The 20,968-nt window shown below is 33.2% G+C and carries 17 protein-coding genes and 1 riboswitch; all 17 genes read left to right on the top strand.

Translation table 11 applies throughout. The features are described from left to right. Positions 1-32: 32 nt before the first annotated feature. The 17 genes from CN925_RS18605 to spoVS all read left to right on the top strand — a co-directional run bounded on the left by CN925_RS18605 (position 33) and on the right by spoVS (position 20,865). On the top strand, positions 33-2,420 hold the full coding sequence (locus CN925_RS18605; RefSeq protein WP_098848324.1) for a DNA translocase FtsK: 2,388 nt from the start codon (positions 33-35) through the stop codon (positions 2,418-2,420). Between the two features lie 61 nt (positions 2,421-2,481). Next, a riboswitch (purine riboswitch) is annotated at positions 2,482-2,583 on the top strand. 243 nt (positions 2,584-2,826) lie between these two features. Further along, positions 2,827-3,552, top strand: coding sequence for a GntR family transcriptional regulator (locus tag CN925_RS18600; protein WP_098848323.1), 726 nt, complete (start codon positions 2,827-2,829; stop codon positions 3,550-3,552). 168 nt (positions 3,553-3,720) lie between these two features. Then, positions 3,721-4,818: a BMP family lipoprotein gene (locus CN925_RS18595; RefSeq protein WP_218937242.1), complete on the top strand. Its 1,098-nt coding sequence runs from the start codon at positions 3,721-3,723 to the stop codon at positions 4,816-4,818. 251 nt (positions 4,819-5,069) lie between these two features. Continuing rightward, positions 5,070-6,593, top strand: coding sequence for an ABC transporter ATP-binding protein (locus CN925_RS18590; protein ID WP_098848321.1), 1,524 nt, complete (start codon positions 5,070-5,072; stop codon positions 6,591-6,593). Beyond that, positions 6,590-7,657: an ABC transporter permease gene (locus CN925_RS18585; protein ID WP_098848320.1), complete on the top strand. Its 1,068-nt coding sequence runs from the start codon at positions 6,590-6,592 to the stop codon at positions 7,655-7,657. Before CN925_RS18590 ends, CN925_RS18585 begins: the two co-directional genes overlap by 4 nt. 3 nt (positions 7,658-7,660) lie before the next feature. Next, the gene (locus CN925_RS18580) at positions 7,661-8,608 is read left to right on the top strand and encodes an ABC transporter permease (RefSeq protein WP_098848319.1); all 948 of its coding nucleotides are present in this window, start codon (positions 7,661-7,663) and stop codon (positions 8,606-8,608) included. A gap of 300 nt (positions 8,609-8,908) precedes the next feature. After that, a complete protein-coding gene (gene yfmF / locus CN925_RS18575; protein ID WP_098848318.1) occupies positions 8,909-10,186 on the top strand; it encodes an EF-P 5-aminopentanol modification-associated protein YfmF in 1,278 nt (425 codons plus the stop codon). After that, the gene (gene yfmH, locus CN925_RS18570) at positions 10,186-11,469 is read left to right on the top strand and encodes an EF-P 5-aminopentanol modification-associated protein YfmH (RefSeq protein WP_098848317.1); all 1,284 of its coding nucleotides are present in this window, start codon (positions 10,186-10,188) and stop codon (positions 11,467-11,469) included. Before yfmF ends, yfmH begins: the two co-directional genes overlap by 1 nt. A 186-nt stretch (positions 11,470-11,655) precedes the next feature. Then, positions 11,656-12,384: an elongation factor P 5-aminopentanone reductase gene (gene ymfI / locus CN925_RS18565; protein WP_098848316.1), complete on the top strand. Its 729-nt coding sequence runs from the start codon at positions 11,656-11,658 to the stop codon at positions 12,382-12,384. Between the two features lie 112 nt (positions 12,385-12,496). After that, positions 12,497-13,288, top strand: a complete 792-nt coding sequence (locus CN925_RS18560; RefSeq protein ID WP_098848315.1) for a DUF3388 domain-containing protein — start codon at positions 12,497-12,499, stop codon at positions 13,286-13,288. Positions 13,289-13,308: 20 nt separating this feature from the next. Beyond that, on the top strand, positions 13,309-14,202 hold the full coding sequence (locus CN925_RS18555; protein ID WP_098848314.1) for a helix-turn-helix domain-containing protein: 894 nt from the start codon (positions 13,309-13,311) through the stop codon (positions 14,200-14,202). Positions 14,203-14,274: 72 nt separating this feature from the next. Next, positions 14,275-14,853, top strand: coding sequence for a CDP-diacylglycerol--glycerol-3-phosphate 3-phosphatidyltransferase (gene pgsA, locus CN925_RS18550; RefSeq protein ID WP_098848313.1), 579 nt, complete (start codon positions 14,275-14,277; stop codon positions 14,851-14,853). 24 nt (positions 14,854-14,877) lie between these two features. Further along, complete coding sequence (locus tag CN925_RS18545; protein ID WP_098848312.1) at positions 14,878-16,137, top strand: competence/damage-inducible protein A; 1,260 nt, start codon at positions 14,878-14,880, stop codon at positions 16,135-16,137. Positions 16,138-16,386: 249 nt separating this feature from the next. Further along, on the top strand, positions 16,387-17,430 hold the full coding sequence (gene recA / locus CN925_RS18540; RefSeq protein WP_098848311.1) for a recombinase RecA: 1,044 nt from the start codon (positions 16,387-16,389) through the stop codon (positions 17,428-17,430). Between the two features lie 468 nt (positions 17,431-17,898). Next, complete coding sequence (rny, locus tag CN925_RS18535; protein WP_069034493.1) at positions 17,899-19,470, top strand: ribonuclease Y; 1,572 nt, start codon at positions 17,899-17,901, stop codon at positions 19,468-19,470. A 215-nt stretch (positions 19,471-19,685) separates the two neighbouring features. Next, positions 19,686-20,477, top strand: coding sequence for a TIGR00282 family metallophosphoesterase (locus CN925_RS18530; RefSeq protein WP_098848310.1), 792 nt, complete (start codon positions 19,686-19,688; stop codon positions 20,475-20,477). 127 nt (positions 20,478-20,604) lie between these two features. Next, entirely contained in the window at positions 20,605-20,865 is a 261-nt protein-coding gene (gene spoVS, locus CN925_RS18525) for a stage V sporulation protein SpoVS (RefSeq protein WP_044893696.1), read from the top strand. Positions 20,866-20,968: the final 103 nt, after the last annotated feature.

Here is a 20,968-nt window from a genome sequence, read left to right as displayed (position 1 = left end):
CGAATCTGCAAATTTAGATGGGGGTGAATTACATGGCAAAGCAGAAGCAGCAAAAGTCAAAAGCTCGAAAGTCAGTAAGTGGCAATGGGTCAATATGGTATGAAATTAGTGGATTAATATTTTTAGCACTTTCAATCGTAACGATATTAAAACTTGGTATTGTAGGTAAAGCCTTTGTATTATTCTTGAGATTCTTCTTTGGAGAATGGTACATGCTAAGCTTTCTTTTTATAATCGGTTTATCTGCATATAGCATAATTTATCGAAAAAGACCTCCATTTGTTTCGAGTATTACGATTGGTGGATTGTTAATCTTCTTTAGTATATTGATGTTTAGTCATGTTACTCTATTTGATTTATTAGCAAAAAATAATCAATTTCATGATCAATCTGTCATAAAAAGTACGCTAGATTTATTCTTATACGAAGCCAAAGGTAAGATTAGTACGGTGGATCTTGGTGGAGGTATAATTGGAGCGATACTTTTTGCAGTTTTATATTTCTTATTTGATCGAACCGGTGCAATTCTTTTCGGTATTATTGCCATAGTTGCGGGCGTTTTATTTATTACTGGTAAGCCACTTGGAGGTTATGTATACCAATATATAATGCCAAAAGTTAGAAATTTAATTTCAGATACATGGAAGGATTTAACAAATTTTTGGAAACGTGGTCGTGAACAAAAAACAACTAGTAGACGAGCTGAGGCTAAACAAAAGAGAAAAGCAAAGAAAGATTCATATGAAGACGATGATCGTCATGAAGAAGTGTCAGGGGCTGAAAGTTTAAATTACCAAATTAATAATTCATATGAAGCTGAGATTGAGCCGAGAAAAGAAATTCAAATTGAATATTCTCCTACGTATCAGCCACCTAAAGAACCAGAATTGATCATAGCAAATAATTCAAATCAACTTCAGGCTCATTTTGCAGATGAAGACGATCATTCAATCGAATTGCCAGTTGCAGAAGTAGGAGTCGAGGATAAGATAGACTACGTATTGCCATCAATGGACTTATTAGCCTATCCAAAAGGCGCTAAAAAACGAGAAAATGAATCAAAATTAAAGGAAAATGCGGACAAGCTTGAAAGAACATTTCAAAGTTTTGGTGTAAAGGCTACTGTAACGAAAGTACATCATGGACCTGCTGTAACAAAATATGAAGTATACCCTGAAGCAGGGGTAAAAGTTAGTCGTATTGTAAACCTTAGCGATGATTTAGCACTTGCACTTGCAGCCAAAGATATTCGAATTGAAGCTCCTATTCCAGGTAAATCAGCTGTTGGAATTGAAGTGCCAAATACGAATATAACGACTGTATTACTTAGAGAAGTTCTCGAAGCAAAAAGTCCGAAATTACAAAATCCATTAGCTGTATCGCTAGGAAAAGATATTGCCGGTGATGCTGTATTTGCAGAGCTTAATAAAATGCCACATTTACTCGTAGCTGGAGCGACAGGTAGTGGGAAAAGTGTATGTATAAATGGAATCATTGTTAGTATCCTAATGAATGCAAAACCATCTGAAGTTAAGCTAATGTTAATCGATCCGAAGATGGTTGAATTGAATGTATATAATGGTATTCCACATTTACTAACCCCTGTCGTAACAAATCCTAAAAAAGCTTCACAGGCGTTACGAAAAGTTGTTAGTGAAATGGAAAGAAGATATGAGCTTTTTTCTCATTCAGGAACTAGAAATATTGAAGGTTATAACGAATTAACGAGACAAAATAATGCGATGACAGATTCGAAACAACCTTTATTACCATTTATCGTCGTGATTGTTGATGAATTAGCTGACTTAATGATGGTAGCATCAAGTGACGTAGAAGATTCAATCACTAGATTAGCCCAAATGGCTCGTGCAGCGGGGATACACTTAATTATTGCGACACAAAGACCGTCTGTTGACGTTATCACAGGTGTTATTAAAGCAAATATACCTTCTCGAATTGCTTTTAGTGTATCTTCTCAAACAGATTCTCGTACAATACTTGATACTGGTGGAGCAGAAAAACTATTAGGAAGAGGAGATATGTTATACCAACCAATTGGTGCTTCTAAACCAATCCGAGTGCAAGGAGCATTTTTATCTGATGATGAAGTTGAACGAGTAGTCGAGTTTTCAATCTCTCAACAAAAGGCTCAATACCAAGAAGAAATGATGGTAAAAGAGGAAAAAGATGGGAAATCGGAAGTGGATGATGATCTATATAATGAAGCTGTTGAATTAGTAACCAATATGCAATCTGCCTCAGTATCACTACTACAAAGAAGATTTAGAATTGGTTATACAAGAGCTGCTAGATTAATTGATGCGATGGAAGATAATGGTGTAGTTGGTCCGTATGAAGGTAGTAAACCTAGGGAAGTATTAATTAGTAAACCGGTGGAAGATGAGCAAGCCTTGTCTTAACAAAAAAGAAAAAATTGTCGAAACATTGTTGACATTTTTAGACATAGAATGATATTATTTCTTCAGATAAATGGATAGTCCTCATATAATATCGACATAATGGGTCGGAAGTTTCTACATTGCAACCAATATTTGCAATACTATGGGGAAAAAGCATTATTATGGAGAAATGATTTATATTTATGAAAATCAAAAACTCTTATAATCTAGCTTTTTCACTAAGTGGAACAGTAGATTATAGGAGTTTTTTTGTTAAATATGAAGAAATGATTCATTAACGAAATAAAAAATAAAGCGTTTACAAAAAAGTGTTGAAATGAGTAAAAAATAACAGTATAGTAAAGAAGGATTATACGACAGATGTCTAACAACTGATGTCTGAAATCCGAAGTTTGGGGGATGGGAAATGAAGATTAAAACAGACACCAGATTACTTTATCTCCAAGTGATGGATCGAATAAAGCAAGATATTGAGAATGGTATTTATTTGCCACATCATAAGTTACCATCAGAGTATGAGTTATCTAAAATATTTGGAGTAAGCCGAGCAACATTAAGAGAAGCATTAAGAGTTTTAGAAGAAGAAAATATTTTAGTTAGAAGACACGGTGTCGGGACATTCGTCAAACCGAAACCAATTTTTAGGACAGGCATTGAACAATTAAGTAGTGTCTCAGAAATGATTATTGATGCAGGTAAAGAACCTGGTACAATCTTTCTTTCTTCTAAACTATTAGTTCCTACAAAAGAAGATTTAAAAAACTTCAATATAACAGAAGATGATCGTATGCACGTAGTAGAAAGAATTCGAACAGCAAATGGTGAACCTGTCGTTTATTGCATTGATAAATTGCCGACAAATTATTTTAAACAGGTTCCGTCTTATGAAGATCATTCGTTCTTTTCATTTATCGAAAAAGAAACTGGTCGAAATATCGAATATTCAAGTGCAAGAATTGAACCTATAGGTTATCACGATAAAGTTTCTCCTTTATTACAGTGTGAACCAGATGTTTCATTATTATTAATCGAACAGCTACATTTTGACGATTTAAACCGCCCAGTATTGCATTCTAATAATTACTTTAGAGCGGATCAGTTCAGTTTTAATGTATTAAGAAAAAGAAATTAAATTGTATAGCCAAAATATTATTTACAAAAAATAAGTTTTGGCTGGTTTTCAAATATTGTTTACTGAAATTTCATTAAATATTGGGGAGGTGGATCGTTAAGGTAACGATTATAAACCAAGCTAGTACAAATGTAAATAAAAATTTAAGGGGGCAAAATTTTTATGAAGATGAAAAAAGCTGGTCTTGTTCTTTCTATGGCCTTAGCAGCAGGTACAATTTTAGGTGCTTGTGGTAAGGGTGGAGAAACAAAAGACGTAAAAGGTGCATTTAAAGTAGGGATGGTAACTGACTCAGGTACAATTGATGATAAGTCATTTAACCAAGGTACTTGGGAAGGAATTCAAGCTGGTGCTAAAGATTTAGGTTTCGACCTTAAAAAGAATACAAAATACTTAAAACCTGCTGGTGAAACTGAGGCTGATTATTTAAAAGAAATTGGAAACTTAAATGATGCGGGCTTTAAATTTATCATCACTCCAGGTTATAAATTTGAAACAGCAATTAATAAAGCGCAAGATAAATATAAAGATGACAAATTTGTCATTATCGATGGAACACCACACTCTTCTAAAGATTTTACGCCAAATGTTAAAGAAAACACAGTTTCAATTTTCTTCGCAGAGCATGAAGCTGGTTACTTAGCTGGTATTGCTACAGCAGTACAATTAAAAACTGGTGATGTTGGATTTATCGGTGGTATGGAAATTCCAGCAGTACAAAAATTCAACTGGGGATTCCAACAAGGGATTAAATATGCAAACGAAAATCTTGGAACAAGCATTTCTTTAAAAGCTAATAACGTAGTGTATTCTGGAAGCTTCACAGACAAAGCAGCAGGGCAACAAATCGCAGCTCAAATGTATGACCGTGGCGTTAAAGCAATTTTCGCTGCTGCAGGTGGAGTAGGACAAGGTGCTATTACTGAAGCTAAAAATAGAGTGGCTAGTGGTAAAGAAGCATGGGTTGTTGGTGTTGACGTAGATCAGTATGCTGATGGTGTTTATAAAGATAACAAATCAGTCATTTTAACTTCAGCTATGAAAGGTGTAGCGAAAGCAGCTTCTGATATGGTAAAAGCTGAAAAAGATAAAAAATTCCCTGGTGGAGAAACTTTAACTTATGATGCTAAAAATGATGGTATTGGTTTACCAAAAGAAAATCCAAACTTAAGCTCAGAAACTTTAACAAAAGTTGATGAAGTATTTAACAAAATTAAGTCTGGTGAAATTGTAGTAGCAAGTGAAAGAGGAAGTTTAATTAAGTAATTAATAAATGAAAGAAGAAGCATAGGAAAGGAAATCCTTTTATATGCTTCTTCTACCCTATAAATGATTTTAGCAATTCATACTTTAATCAATTGTAAGCACTTATATTGGTAAAGCTTCCAATTGATTAGGGCATGAGTATCGGGTGAGCTTAGAAAAACCCTCCCTAAAGAATAAAATCGAGAAAAATATTTCGAAATCAAGTTAAACTTTAAAAATAAATGACTTCGTAATATACAAGGAGGAAAATTATGGAATATGTAGTGGAGATGCTAAATATAACTAAAGAGTTTCCTGGCATTATAGCGAACGATAATATTACACTACGATTAAAAAAAGGGGAAGTTCATGCTTTATTAGGTGAAAACGGAGCAGGGAAATCAACTTTAATGTCCGTCCTTTTTGGAATGTACTCTCCTGAAAAAGGAATTATAAAAGTAAAAGGTAAAGAGGTTAAAATTTCAAATCCAAATGTTGCAAATGAACTAGGAATCGGAATGGTTCACCAACATTTTAAATTAGTTTCGAATTTTACTGTAACAGAAAATATTATTTTAGGTCTTGAACCTAAAAAAGGTTTAGTCGTTGATATCAAGACTGCAGCAAAACGAATCGAAGAGCTTTCTAAAACTTACGGATTAAATGTAGATCCATATGCAAAAATTGAAGATATTTCAGTAGGGATGCAACAAAGAGTCGAAATTTTAAAAACATTATACCGTAATGCAGAAGTATTAATCCTAGATGAGCCAACAGCAGTACTTACTCCACAAGAGATTCAAGATTTAATGAAGATTATTAAAAATTTAATTAATGAAGGCAAGTCTATTATTATCATTACACATAAATTAAAAGAAATTAAAGCTGTTGCTGATCAATGTACGGTTATTCGTCATGGAAAATATATTGGTACTGTTGATGTAAAACAAACGTCTGAATCTGAAATGGCGTCTATGATGGTCGGACGTCAGGTGTCTTTCAAAGTAGATAAAGTAGAATCGAAGCCTGGTGAAGTTGTATTAGATATTAACAATCTAAGTGTAAAAAATAATAAAAAAGTATTAGGTTTAAAAAATGCTTCACTTCAAGTTCGAGCAGGTGAAATTGTTGGGATTGCCGGAGTAGAAGGAAATGGTCAAACTGAACTTGTTGAAGCAATTACAGGATTAAGACCGATTGAAGAAGGTTCTATTTTATTAAAAAATCAAGATATTACAAAACATAGTATACGCGATCGAATTAGAAGCGGTATTGCACATATTCCAGAGGATCGTCAAAAAAGAGGTCTTGTTCTTGAATATACAATTGAAGAAAACGTTGTTCTAGAGATTTATAATCAAGAGCCATTCTCTAAATATGGGGTGTTAGATAAAGCTGCGATTGCCAAACATGCAAAAAAAATCATTGAAGAATTCGATGTACGTTCAGGTGAAGGTGCTAAAACAGTCGTTGAATCAATGTCTGGAGGAAATCAACAAAAGGCAATCATTGGTCGTGAAATCGAACTTAAGCCTGAGTTATTAATTGCATGTCAGCCAACTCGTGGATTAGACGTAGGTTCAATTGAGTATATTCACAAGAGATTGATAGAGCAAAGAGATAGCGGAAAAGCTGTCCTATTAATCTCGTTAGAGCTAGATGAAGTTTTAAATTTATCTGATCGAATTGCAATTGTAAACGCTGGTGAAATCGTTGATATCGTTAATGCTAAAGACACAAATGAAGATGAATTAGGTTTAATGATGGCTGGTATAAGGAGAGGTGAAGGGGCATGAAAAAGGGAGGAATCATTTCTTTAATTGCCATATTATTAGGTTTACTAGCTGGAGCACTATTAATTTTTGTAACAGGTAATGATCCAGTAGAAGGGTTTACTTATTTATTCCAAGGTGGATTAAAAGATCCAGAGCGTATTGGAAATACACTTGCTACTGCTACTCCATTAGTTCTAACAGGACTTTCTGTTGCTTTTGCATTCAGAACGGGTTTATTTAATATTGGTGCAGCTGGGCAAATGCTATTTGCAGGATTTTGTGCTTCTGCAGTTGGTTTAACTGTCGATTTACCTACGCTGATCTTAGTTCCGATTATGGTAATTGTAGCCTTTTTAGCGGGTGCAGCTTGGGCATTTATTCCAGGACTATTGAAAGCGAAATTTAATGTTCATGAAGTAGTTTCTACAATCATGATGAACTGGATTGCATACTGGACAGTTTACTATTTAGTACCACAATATTTTAAAGGTAGTACAGAAACAGAGTCAAAAATGCTTGCAGATTCTGCAACATTAAAAATGCCATTTTTATCAAATTTATTTGGTGATTCATATATAAACTTTGGTTTATTTATTGCAGTTATTATGGTAATCATCATTTCATTTATTATTAATCGTACAGTATTAGGATATGAGTTAAAAGCTGTAGGTTATAACCGTAGTGCTGCTGAATACGCAGGTATCTCTGTAAATAGAAATGTTATTTTATCAATGATGATTTCAGGCGGACTTGCTGGCTTAGCGGGTGTTGTTCAATATGCTGGTAATGCATCATTAATTCAAATAGGTGTTTTACCTACTGAAGGATTCGACGGAATTGCCGTTGCACTTTTAGGAATGAATACACCAATTGGCGTATTTTTCTCAGCAATCTTCTTCGGACTATTATATTCTGGTAAAGGCTTTATGAGTGCAATGACTTCGATTCCACCAGATATAGCTGATGTTATCATTGCAATCATTATTTATTTCTCAGCAACTAGTATTTTAATTAAAAAAGTAATCGATCGAGTATCCAAATCACGTAAGTACAAAAACAGCAATGTAGGAGAGAAGGTGAAATAAGGCATGGATTTAATTATACAAATTTTCCCATATGCAATTGCCTATACGATTCCATTATTAATCGTAGCATTAGGCGGTTTATTTTCTGAGCGAAGCGGTGTCGTAAATATTGGTTTAGAAGGTTTAATGGTCGTTGGTGGTTTCGCTAGTGCCTTAACAATTTCAAAACTTCAAGAAACTCATCAAGGTGAAGTTTGGGTAATCTGGGTAGGGATTCTTGTTGCAGTTCTTACTGGTGCTTTATTTTCTTTACTACATGCCTTTGCTAGTATTAATTTACACGCAGATCAAGTAATTAGTGGTATCGCAATTAATATGATTGCAGGTGCTTTAACAATCTTCTTAGCAAGAAATATTACTGGATCAGGAAACATCAGTATTAATGGTATAACACGTACTGATATTCCAGTTTTAAAGGACATTCCAATTCTTGGAGACTTATTATTTAAAAACACGTATTCTACAACATGGTTAGTAATCGCAATTCTAATCATTAGTACATTTATACTTTATAAAACTCGTTTAGGCTTACGCCTACGTGCATGTGGTGAATATCCACAAGCAGCAGATGCAGCAGGTATTAACGTATACCGTATTCGTTATCTTGGTGTTATTATTTCTGGTGCATTTTCTGGATTAGGTGGAGCAATTATTTTAGTAACATACTCTGGCGAATTTACAGGAAGTGTTGCAGGGCTTGGTTTCTTAGCAATTGCTGCATTAATTTTTGGTCAATGGAAACCACTTGGGATTTTAGCTGCGACATTATTCTTTGGTGTTGCTACAACAATTGCCAATGTATCGCAAGTTATTCCAAGTTTAGCTCATATTCCACCATTAGCATTAAAGTTATTCCCTTACGTAGTAACTTTAATTGCATTAGTAATTTTCTCAAAATCATCTCAAGCACCAAAATCAGTTGGTGTTGCGTATGAAAAAGGTAAACGATAAATAAAAGTGTTGAAGCTTCCTAATTTAATTAGGAAGCTTTTTTTCTGTTTAAAATGATGTTGTCAATACATCCCCAAATATATCTCAATTAAGAAAGTTTGATCTTTTTACAATTAACAAGGTATGTTCTTTAAGAAGAACAATGCCTTTTTTCAATTCTGTAATAAAATTCATCTTTTATTTGAATTAATTATTTTGGGTAAACTAAGCAGTAGGTTTTATTTTTGGTAAAATTAGAGATACAATGAAGATATTGGAAATAAACATGAGTAAATAGTATTTGACTAAGGAGGGTTCAATTTGAATTTGTTACAGTACAAAAATAGTGATATTAACGGTATTAAACTACATGTGGTAACAACTGAAAAGTTTAAAACAAATTCGATTACGTTAAAAATCCGTGGAAAACTTGAAGAAGATACAGTATCGTATCGCGGAATTTTACCTTATGTATTGCAAAGTGGGACAAAAGATCTTCCTACAAATGGTGAAATTAGAAGGAAATTAGAAGAATTATATGGGGCGACCTTTTTTGTAGACGTTTCTAAAAAAGGTGATTATCATGTTATGTCATTTACAATTGACATTGCAAATGAAAAATACCTTTCAAATCAAGGTTCATTATTAAATGAAGCGCTCATGCTGATTGCTTCAATTTGGCAAAATCCATTTTTAGAAAATGGGGTATTTTCAGCTAAACATGTTGAAACTCAAAAAAGAACACAAATACAGCGAATTCAGTCAATTAATGATGATAAATTGAAATTTGCAAATCAACGATTAGTGGAAGAAATGTTTAAGGATGACCCTTATGCATTACTTGCAAATGGAAAAACAGAAGATGTATATTCAATTACAGCTGAGTCACTTTATAAGTATTATGAAAAAGCTTTACAACAAGATTTAATTGATCTTTATATCGTTGGAGATGTTGAATTTGATCAATGTAAACAATTAGTTGAAGAGAATTTTCGAAACACAACTAGTGAAAAATTAACGGTAGATACAACAAAAGCAACGCCAGTCAATTCTCCAAATGAAGTAATTGAAGAGCAAAAATTAAATCAGGCTAAACTACACATTGGCTATACTACTGGGATTTCAATTAAAGATCCTGATTACTTTGCACTTCAAGTATTTAATGGTCTTTTTGGCGGATACTCTCATTCAAAATTATTTATTAATGTTCGAGAAAAAAATAGTTTAGCATACTATGCTGCTTCTCGTTTTGAAAGTCATAAATCAATTTTAATGGTTATGTCAGGTATAGCAAGTGAAAATTATGAAAAAGCAACAACAATTATTGCTGAGCAACTTGAAGAGATGAAAAAGGGAAATTTCACTGAAGGAGAAATAGACCAAACAAAATTAGTCATTAAAAACAGTCTTTTAGAAAGCATGGACACTGCTTATGGAATCATTGAAACATTATTCAATGACCAAGCTGCGGGAAATGAACGTCCGATTGAGGATTGGTTCCCTGAAATCGAAAAAGTTACGAAAGATGAAATCGTGGCTGTAGCAAATAAAATAAAGCTTCACACAACTTATTTCTTAAAAGGTCAGGAGGGAGCATAATGGAAAAAAAGTATTTTGAACAATTGAATGAAACGCTTTATTTCGAGGAACTTGAAAACGGTTTAAAAGTATATATTCTTCCTAAACAAGGCTACAACAAAACATATGCGACCTTTACAACAAAATACGGTTCGATTGATTCTGAATTTATTCCTTTAGGAAAAGATGAAAAATTAGTAGTACCAGATGGGATTGCTCATTTTTTAGAGCACAAATTGTTTGAAAAGAAAGATGGGGATGTATTCCAGGTTTTTAGTAAACAAGGTGCCTCCTCTAATGCGTTTACAAGTTTTACACGAACTGCTTATTTATTCTCTGCAACGAATAATGTAGAACAAAATTTAATGACTCTAATTGATTTTGTTCAAGATCCATATTTTTCTGATCAAAGTGTTGAAAAGGAAAAAGGGATTATTGGTCAAGAAATTAAAATGTACGAAGATAACCCTGACTGGAGACAATATTTTGGGATGATTGCAAATTTATATGGTAAACATCCTGTTCGAACAGATATTGCTGGTACAGTTGAATCTATTTCAAAAATTACAAAAGAATTACTTTACACTTGTTACGAAACTTTTTATCATCCAAGTAATATGTTGTTTTTTGTTGTAGGTCCTGTAGACCCTGAAAAAACAATGAATTTAATTAAAGACAATCAAAGCAAAAAAACGTTTAAAGATGCAAATGAAATAAAGAGATTTTTCCCAGAAGAAACGCCTGAATCTGCAGTGAAGAAAAAAGTGTTACATATGAATGTTCAATCATCGAAAGTATTAGTTGGTGTGAAAGATTTTTCAGCACCTAAAGGTGGAAGCGAATTACTAAAGCATGAATTATCCATTTCCGTATTACTTGACTATTTATTTGGTAAAGGTTCAAATACGTATCAACAAATGTATGAGGATGGTTTAATCGATGATACGTTCTCATATGATTACTCAGCAGAAAATGGTTTTGCCTTTGCAATCATTGGAGGAGATTCTACTTCACCTGAAAAACTGTCTGAAAAAATAAAAGAAGTATTATTAGACGCAAAAAATCAACAGTGGGAAAAAGAAATTGTCGATCGCGTCGTTAAAAAGAAAATCGGCGGCTTCTTACGCTCGCTAAATTCTCCGGAATATATCGCAAACCAATTTACACGATATGCGTTCTTAGATATGCATTTATTTGATATTGTTTCTGTGTTACAATCTATTTCTGTAGAGGATTTAAAAGAAAGTGCTAGTCATCTAATAAATGAAGACTATATGAGTGAGTTTTTTGTTCTTCCTCATTAAATAAATTAAAAGCATCCTTTAATGGGATGCTTTTTGAAATTTATAAAATTTGATGGTTATTAAAAAATCTAATTTTGATATAGATTAATAAAAATTTTTAAAGAGCTATTCCCCTCTATTCAACCTTTATATTTATTAATACTATTAATCCTGCTTTAAAACTTCATAAATGGAGATTATAAATAAATGAGAAAAAGAATTCTAGTAGTAGGAGCTAGTGGTGACATTGGCTTAGCAATTTCAAAAAAATTAATAAATGAAAAATATGATTTAGTTGTTCATTATAATAGTAAGAAAGAGCCACTTAATGAACTGGTTGAATTGGCTAATGAGTTTAAGGTAAATTGCCAATTCGTTCAAGCGGACTTATCAGTTGAAAATGGCGTTGAAATTTTAACATCACAAATTACTGATACTATTGATTCAATTGTATATGCATCGGGTTTTTCAGTCTTAGGTTTAATTAACGATGTAAGTGATGAAGAAATTGATCGAATGACTCAATTACATATTAAAAGTTTGATAAAGGTAGTTAATCATTTTCTTCCTAATATGGTTGCAAAAAAATCTGGTAGTATCGTCGTTATTTCGTCTATTTGGGGACAAATTGGTGCATCATGTGAAGTATTATACTCAACTACAAAAGGTGCTCAAAATGCCTATGTAATGGCATTAGCTAAAGAGCTAGGGCCAAGTGGAATAAAAGTAAATGCCGTTGCTCCAGGGGCCGTAAAAACGAATATGTTAAATACATTTAGTGAAGAAGATTTAAAAGAGATTGCAAATGATATTCCGATGAATCGTTTAGCTATTCCAAGTGAAATTGCAAATACAGTAAATTTCCTTATTTCCGAACAATCTTCTTATATTACTGGCCAAATTCTTGGAGTAAACGGCGGTTGGCATACTTCATAGTAAAATTTCCTATCGAAAGTTATTTATTTCACATATTTTACCTTTTATATTATGGCGAAATCGTTTATTATTAATTGTAGAGTTAAGTAGTTAACAAATAGGGGGTATAGGTATGGAGTTAATCGAATGGTATTTTGAGTATGAAATACATAAGAATCGCCCTGGACTACTTGGAGATATTGCATCACTAATCGGTATGCTAGGGATTAATATTTTAACAATCAATGGTGTCGACACAATGAAACGCGGCATGTTACTTGGTTGCGATAACGATGATCAAATTACTAGATTTGAATCAATTTTAAATACTATGGACAATATAACAATAATTAAACTTAGAAAGCCAACTCTAAGAGATCGCTTAGCTGTGAGACATGGTACTTATATTCAACGAGACGTTGATGATAAAAAGACTTTTCGTTTTGTCCGCGATGATTTAGGTATGCTTGTTGATTTTATGGCAGAGTTATTTAAAATGCCTGGCCATAAGCTAATCGGAATTAGAGGGATGCCTCGTGTTGGTAAAACAGAATCAGTTGTAGCAGCAAGTGTATGTGCAAATAAACGCTGGTTATTTGTTTCATCAACATTAATTAAACAAACATTAAGAAGTCAATTAATAGAAGACGAATATAATTCAGAAAATGTATTTATTATTGATGGCATACTTTCTCATAGAAGAGCGAATGAGCAACATTGGCAATTGGTTCGCGAAATTATGGCGATGTCTTCTGTGAAAGTAGTAGAGCATCCTGATGTATTTGTACAGCAAACTGAATACTCTTTAGAAGATTTTGATTACATAATCGAATTAAGAAATGATGAAAATGAAGAAATTAAATATGAACTTGTAGACCAAATGGATAAAAATGGACACAACTCGTTCTCAATGTTTGATTTTTAAAGTTAGTTGGGGTGTAACTTGTGACAGAATTAGGAAAATTTTTACGAGAAGCAAGAGAAGCGAAAGGCTTATCAATTGACAATGTACAAGAGTTGACGAAGATTCAGAAACGTTATCTCGAAGCAATTGAAGAAGGTAATTATGAAATATTACCAGGGCAATTTTATGTTCGCGCATTTATTAGACAATATGCAGAAACAATTGGTGTTGACGTTTCTGGATTTCTAAATGAAAAGCCAGTTGTAGAGGAATCAACAGTGGCAAATACAATAGAAGAAGTGAAGCATGAAGAAATCCCTAGTAGATCATCAAAGCTTAAAGAACCATTAAGCAATGTTAAGTCATCACGAATAATGGATTATTTACCAAGGATTCTAGTAGCGATTCTTATCATGGGAATTTGCATTGCTATTTATATGATGCTCCCGTCAAAAAATGATGATAAATCTGCGGATACGAATCAAACTCAATCTAACTCTAATTCTGAAATTGAAAAACCGAAAAATAATGCGCTAGATCAGGCAAAAGATAATAATACGAAAAAAACAGAGAAACCGAAAAATGATGTGACTGAGCAAACACCAGCACAAAAAATTACTGTTGACTCTGCAGCGGGTAAACGTACTACTATTTCTTTATCTGGTACTGATGTATTTAAATTAGAAGTAGTTGCAAATGGTGAAAGTTATGTTGATTTAAAAAATGCTGATGGGAAAATGTTCTATTCAGGAATTTTAAAACAAGGACAAACTCAAAACTACGACTTAACAGATGAAAACGAAGTAACTGTAAATATTGGTGCTTCTAATAATGTTGAGCTACGAATTAACGATGAGGTATTTAAATATCCAGTTAGTCCAACAAATGCTGTTCACCAAAAAATTACGATTAAAAATTTAAAAATGAATCAATAGTCATCTTTAAGATGGCTTTTATTCATTTATTATAAATGCTTCATTTTTTAGAAAGTTTTGGAGGGTTTTACCATGAATTTACCAAATAAGATCACAGTGTCAAGGGTTTGTTTAATTCCATTATTTATGATTGCCGTTTTAATTGATTTTGGATGGGGAAAAGTTACATTAATGGGTGATTCGATACCAGTTAATCATTTAATAGGAGCAGCAATTTTTATTATTGCCTCTGTTACTGATTTTATAGATGGTTATTACGCAAGAAAATATAATCTAGTTACTAATTTTGGTAAGTTTTTAGACCCACTTGCTGATAAATTACTCGTTTGTTCGGCATTAATTATTCTAACAGATTTTCATTATGTTCCTGCGTGGATTACGATTGTCATAATAAGTAGAGAGTTTGCTGTAACCGGTTTACGTCTCATTTTAGCTGGCTCTGGAGAAGTACATGCTGCTGCAATGCTAGGTAAAATTAAGACTTGGGCTCAAATAGTTGCGATTTCAGCCTATTTCTTACACGACTTCCCATTGAATTTCTTACCATTTTCGATTGCGGATGTAGCACTTTGGGTTGCATTATTCTTTACAGTATATTCTGGTTGGGATTATTTTTATAAAAATAGAGATGTTCTTCTTAAATCAATGTAATTTAAAATAGTAGGGGGAAATGATATGAAGCGTGCTGAAATCATCGCAGTAGGTACTGAGCTACTTTTAGGCCAAATTGCAAATACAAATGCTCAATTTTTAGCTAAACATTTATCTGCATTAGGATATCTCCATCATTTCCAAACAGTTGTAGGAGACAATTCTGAACGTCTTAAAAGTGCATTAGAAATTGCTTCATCAAGAAGTGATTTAATCATTCTAACTGGTGGACTAGGACCAACAAAAGATGATTTAACGAAAGAAGTTGTCGCAGAATATGTTCAAGAGACACTTGTTTACCATGATCAGTCACTAGAGTATATTCAACAGTATTTTGTTAAAGTAAATCGACCAATGACTGAAAATAATAAAAAACAAGCATTAGTCATTAATAATGCACATGTTTTATTGAATAAAAACGGTATGGCACCTGGAATGGTTTATGAAGCGAAAGATAAACAATATGTATTATTACCAGGACCACCTAAAGAAATGATTCCAATGGTTGACAAAGAACTAATTCCTTATTTTTTAAAAGGAAAAGAAGCAAGTACGATTGTTTCGAAAGAACTTAAGTTTTTTGGGATCGGCGAATCATTTTTAGAAACTGAAATTCTTGATTTACTTGAAAATCAATCAAATCCAACAATTGCTCCTTTAGCGAGTGAGGGTGAAGTAATGCTTCGAGTTACTGCAAGTGCTAGTAATGAACAAGAGGCAGAAAAACTAATTGGTCAAGCTGAAGAAAAAATACGTGAGCGTGTTGGACAGTTTATATATGGTACAAATAGTGAAAACTTGTTTACAGTTTTATCAAGAAAGTTAAAAGATTTTAAACTGACTATTTCTGCTGCTGAAAGTTTAACTGGAGGTCTTTTCAGTAAAAGAATGACAGATATTCCTGGGAACTCGTCTGTTTTTAAAGGTAGTGTTGTTTGTTATTCTAATGAAATGAAACAAAATCTTTTAAACGTGCCATCAGACATTCTTAATAAAAATGGAGCAGTAAGTGCAGAATGTGCAAAATCACTAGTTGAAAATATTCAAAGATTAACAGGAAGTACGGTTTCAATTAGTTTTACTGGTGAAGCAGGACCGTCTCCATTAGAAGATGTGCCAGTAGGAAAAGTATTTATCGGTATTAAAATTGGAGATTCTGAATCAATCGTAAAAGAATTTCAATTCAGTGGCACTAGAGAACAAATTAGATTATCTAGTGTTAAAAATGGCGCGAACTTGTTGATTAAATTAATTAATTCAAGTTTCGAAAGTCAAGACTTATAAATTGAAATAGAATATTTTATAATATAAAAGCTCGGTTAATTTAGCCGAGTTTTTTATTTTTATAGTTTCGATATTAATAAAAATCGAGTTTTATAGACCGTAAAATACGAAACAAGCGTTTCTATTCTTTAAAAATAAAGTTTAAATACGAAAATAATCGAATAAACGTTCTATTTTTTTGTTGGCAAACGAACAAAAAACAGTTATTATATAGTTAAGAGATAAATGAATCCTGAAGGAGGAATCTAAATGAGTGATCGTCAAGCTGCATTAGATATGGCTTTAAAACAAATCGAAAAACAATTCGGTAAAGGTTCAATTATGAAACTTGGAGAACAAACTGATCGCCAAATTTCAACTATTTCTAGTGGATCGTTAGCACTAGATGTAGCATTAGGTGTAGGTGGATATCCAAGAGGACGAATTATTGAAGTATATGGTCCTGAGAGTTCAGGTAAAACAACTGTAGCATTACATGCAATCGCTGAAGTTCAAGCAAATGGAGGACAAGCGGCGTTTATAGATGCTGAGCATGCATTAGATCCGGTTTATGCTCAAAAATTAGGTGTAAACATTGATGAGTTATTATTATCTCAACCAGATACAGGTGAACAAGCACTTGAAATCGCTGAAGCATTAGTACGTAGTGGTGCAATTGATATTATCGTAATTGATTCAGTAGCTGCATTAGTTCCAAAAGCTGAAATTGAAGGTGAGATGGGTGATGCTCACGTAGGTCTACAAGCACGATTAATGTCTCAAGCATTACGTAAACTTTCTGGTGCAATTAACAAGTCAAAAACAATTGCAATCTTCATTAACCAAATTCGTGAAAAAGTTGGGGTTATGTTTGGTAATCCTGAAACGACTCCAGGTGGACGTGCGTTAAAATTCTATTCTACAATCCGTTTAGAAGTGCGCCGTGCTGAGCAATTAAAACAAGGTAATGATATTGTAGGTAACAAAACAAAGATTAAAGTAGTTAAAAATAAAGTAGCACCACCATTTAGACAAGCAGATGTAGATATTATGTATGGAGAAGGTATTTCTAAAGAAGGAGAAATACTTGATATTGGATCTGATTTAGATATCGTTCTTAAGAGTGGAGCATGGTATTCATACAATGAAGAGCGTCTTGGACAAGGCCGTGAGAATGCTAAGCAATTCTTAAAAGAAAATAAAGAAATACGTGATACGATTAAACAATCAATCCGTCTTCACCATGGTTTAGATAACCCTGTTACTGTAACAGAAACAGATGATGAAGAACAATTCTCTTTATTAAATGAGTAATCATAAGTCAGTTTAAAACGACAGAAAAATGCGGGCGCTTATTAACAGTGCCTGCATTTTTTTTATATTTTCTTATGTCTTTAATTTTTTTAGACAGAAAAAAATAGATTGTTGTCTGTTTTTTTTTGTACTGTTATTAAAGGTATTTATGTTTATATGTAGTATTGAAAAATTCATTCAATTAACTAATTAATGAGTTCTTAATAAATAAATTAATGAATAAAATTTGGATTCTTATGTATGAAATCTAGTAAAAATGTAATAAATATTGATAAATCAAGTAAGTAAGCGAGTTACAAGGCTTGACATCATTTGGTAAGAGATTTAATATTTAAGTGTATATTCTAAAAAAATATTACTATTTTGTGAAAAATTGAATTGAAGTGTGCTGTGTGTTGATGCAATTATTTATACAATATAACAGCCGACAAAAATGAAACTAACTAAATAGCAAGAGGAGGTGAAATCATGGGTGCAAATACTATAATTTTGATCATCTTCGCATTGCTTGCCACATTCGGAGTCGGTTATGCTGTCGGATTTTTTGTCCGTAAGTCCATTGCAGAAGCTAAAATAAATGGCGCAACTAATCATGCAAATCAAATTATTGAAGATGCAAAACGTGATTCAGAAACAATTAAAAAAGAAGCTTTATTGGAAGCAAAGGACGAAATTTTCAAAATTCGTACAGATGCAGAAAACGAAATTCGTGACCGTCGTAGTGAACTACAAAAGTCAGAAAATCGTTTAATGCAAAAAGAAGAGAACTTAGATCGTAAAGATGATGGACTTTCAAAACGTGAGTCTGTTCTTGAAAGAAAAGAGGAATCTCTTGTTTTAAAACAACAGCAGATAGAAGAAATGGAAAGCAAGATAGAAGCATTAATTGCTGCTCAACAAGAAGAGTTAGAGAGAATTTCTAGCTTAAATCGTGAAGAAGCAAGACAATTAATACTTACTAAAGTCGAAAATGAATTATCCCATGAAACAGCAATACTAGTAAAAGAAACAGAAGCTCGAGCAAAAGAAGAAGCAGATAAGAAAGCAAAAGATATTTTATCATTAGCAATCCAGCGATGTGCTGCAGATCATGTTGCTGAAACAACTGTTTCGGTTGTAAATCTTCCAAATGATGAAATGAAAGGTCGTATTATTGGCCGTGAAGGACGAAATATACGTACTTTAGAAACGTTAACTGGTATAGATTTAATTATTGATGATACGCCTGAAGCTGTCATATTATCAGGTTTTGATCCAATTCGTCGTGAAACTGCACGAATTGCACTAGATAAATTAGTACAAGATGGTCGAATCCATCCTGCACGAATTGAAGAAATGGTTGAAAAATCAAGACGAGAAGTAGATGAGTACATACGTGAAGTCGGTGAACAAACTACTTTTGAAGTTGGTGTTCATGGAATTCACCCTGACTTAATTAAAATATTAGGTCGTCTGAAATTTAGAACTAGTTATGGTCAAAATGTGTTAAAGCATTCGATGGAAGTAGCGAACCTAGCTGGACTTATGGCCGCTGAACTTGGTGAGGATACTAAGCTTGCAAAACGTGCAGGTTTACTTCACGATATTGGTAAAGCAATTGACCATGAGGTAGAAGGAAGTCACGTTGAAATCGGTGTTGAATTAGCAACGAAGTATAAAGAACATCCAGTAGTAATCAATAGTATTGCATCTCATCATGGAGATGCTGCGCCAACTTCAATTATTGCTGTTCTTGTAGCAGCTGCAGATGCATTATCTGCTGCTAGACCAGGAGCACGTAGCGAAACATTAGAAAACTATATTCGTCGTTTAGAAAAACTTGAAGAGATTTCAGAATCATACGAAGGTGTAGAAAAATCATTCGCTATTCAAGCAGGTCGTGAAGTACGCATTATGGTTAAACCAGATACAATTGATGATCTACAAGCTCATAGATTAGCGAGAGATATTAGAAAACGTATTGAGGATGAACTGGATTATCCAGGTCATATCAAAGTTACGGTTATTCGTGAGACTCGAGCAGTCGAGTATGCAAAATAAAGTGGTATATGCCACTTTATTTTCTTTTTGTAACAAAATAAAGTATTTTTAAAAAATAGCTCCAACTAATACATATCTGAAATGAATCTTAGTTGAATGGCGTAGATGAATGATTCAGATTGTGCTAGTAATGGGGCTTTTCGTATTTTTGGGTAATCTAAAAGTAAAAACAAATGCTGTGTGTTTACAGTGGCAAGTTGGAAGGATGTAATGAAATGAGAATAATGTTTTTAGGCGATGTAGTTGGTTCAAATGGTAGGGCAATGGTAAAGGCGAATATTCAAGCTTTAAAAAGGAAGTATAACCCTTCAGTAACAATCATAAATGGTGAAAATGCAGCACATGGAAAAGGGATAACGGAAAAAATTTACCGCGAATTTTTAGAATTAGGTGCTCAAGCAGTAACGCTTGGTAACCATGCATGGGATAAAAAAGATATTTTTGAATTTATTGATCAAGCAAAATACTTAGTAAGACCTGCTAATTTCCCCGAGGGTACACCAGGTAATGGATTAGTATTTTTAAATTTTAATGACGTTGAAATAGCTGTTATCAATTTACAAGGAAGAACTTTTTTACCACCACTTGATTGCCCTTTTAAAAAAGCTGATGAGCTAATAACAATCGCTAAAAAACGAACAAACATCATTTTTGTTGATTTTCATGCTGAAGCAACAAGTGAAAAAATTGCTATGGGCTGGTATTTGGATGGAAGAGTCACAGCGGTTGTAGGGACACATACACATGTTCAAACAGCTGATGAGCGAGTTTTACCTGCTGGTACAGCGTTTATTACGGATGTTGGAATGACTGGTCCATATGATGGAATTCTAGGCGTTACGAAAGAAGCAGTTATTAAAAAATTCTTAACGAACTTACCAGTGAGATTCGAAGTGGATGAAGGTAGAAGCCAGCTTAGTGGTGTAATCATCGAGTTGAACAAACAAAATGGACTAGCAAAATCAATTAAAAGAATACAAATAAATGATGATCATCAAGAGCTATAAAACTTAATTAAAAGAATTGTGAAAATTTTTAAAAAACTTTTAAATATTTGCAGGAATAACTTCTTGTTATCGAGAATAGTTTTTATTGTACACAATAATAGCTTTGTAAGTACAAGGAGGATCAGGAATGGAAATATTAAAAGTTTCAGCAAAGTCAAACCCTAATTCTGTAGCAGGAGCACTTGCAGGTGTATTGAGAGAGCGTGGTTCAGCAGAAATTCAAGCAATTGGTGCTGGCGCGTTAAACCAAGCTGTAAAAGCAGTTGCAATTGCAAGAGGATTTGTTGCACCAAGTGGTGTAGACCTTATTTGTATCCCTGCATTTACAGATATTCAAATCGATGGGGAAGAGCGTACAGCGATTAAATTAATCGTAGAGCCTCGTTAATAATAACAACCTGTTAGCCTAAAGCGACAGGTTGTTTTATTTTCAATTAAGATTTTCGCAAATTTAAAAAAAGTGGGGCTTCACTTTAGCCCCTACTAAAACC

The sequence above is a fragment of the Bacillus sp. AFS055030 genome (assembly GCF_002574545.1).
In the GTDB taxonomy this organism is placed as follows: domain Bacteria; phylum Bacillota; class Bacilli; order Bacillales; family Bacillaceae_G; genus Gottfriedia.
Note: the sequence above shows the minus strand (reverse complement) of the source record. Positions and strands in the feature narration are given on the sequence as shown.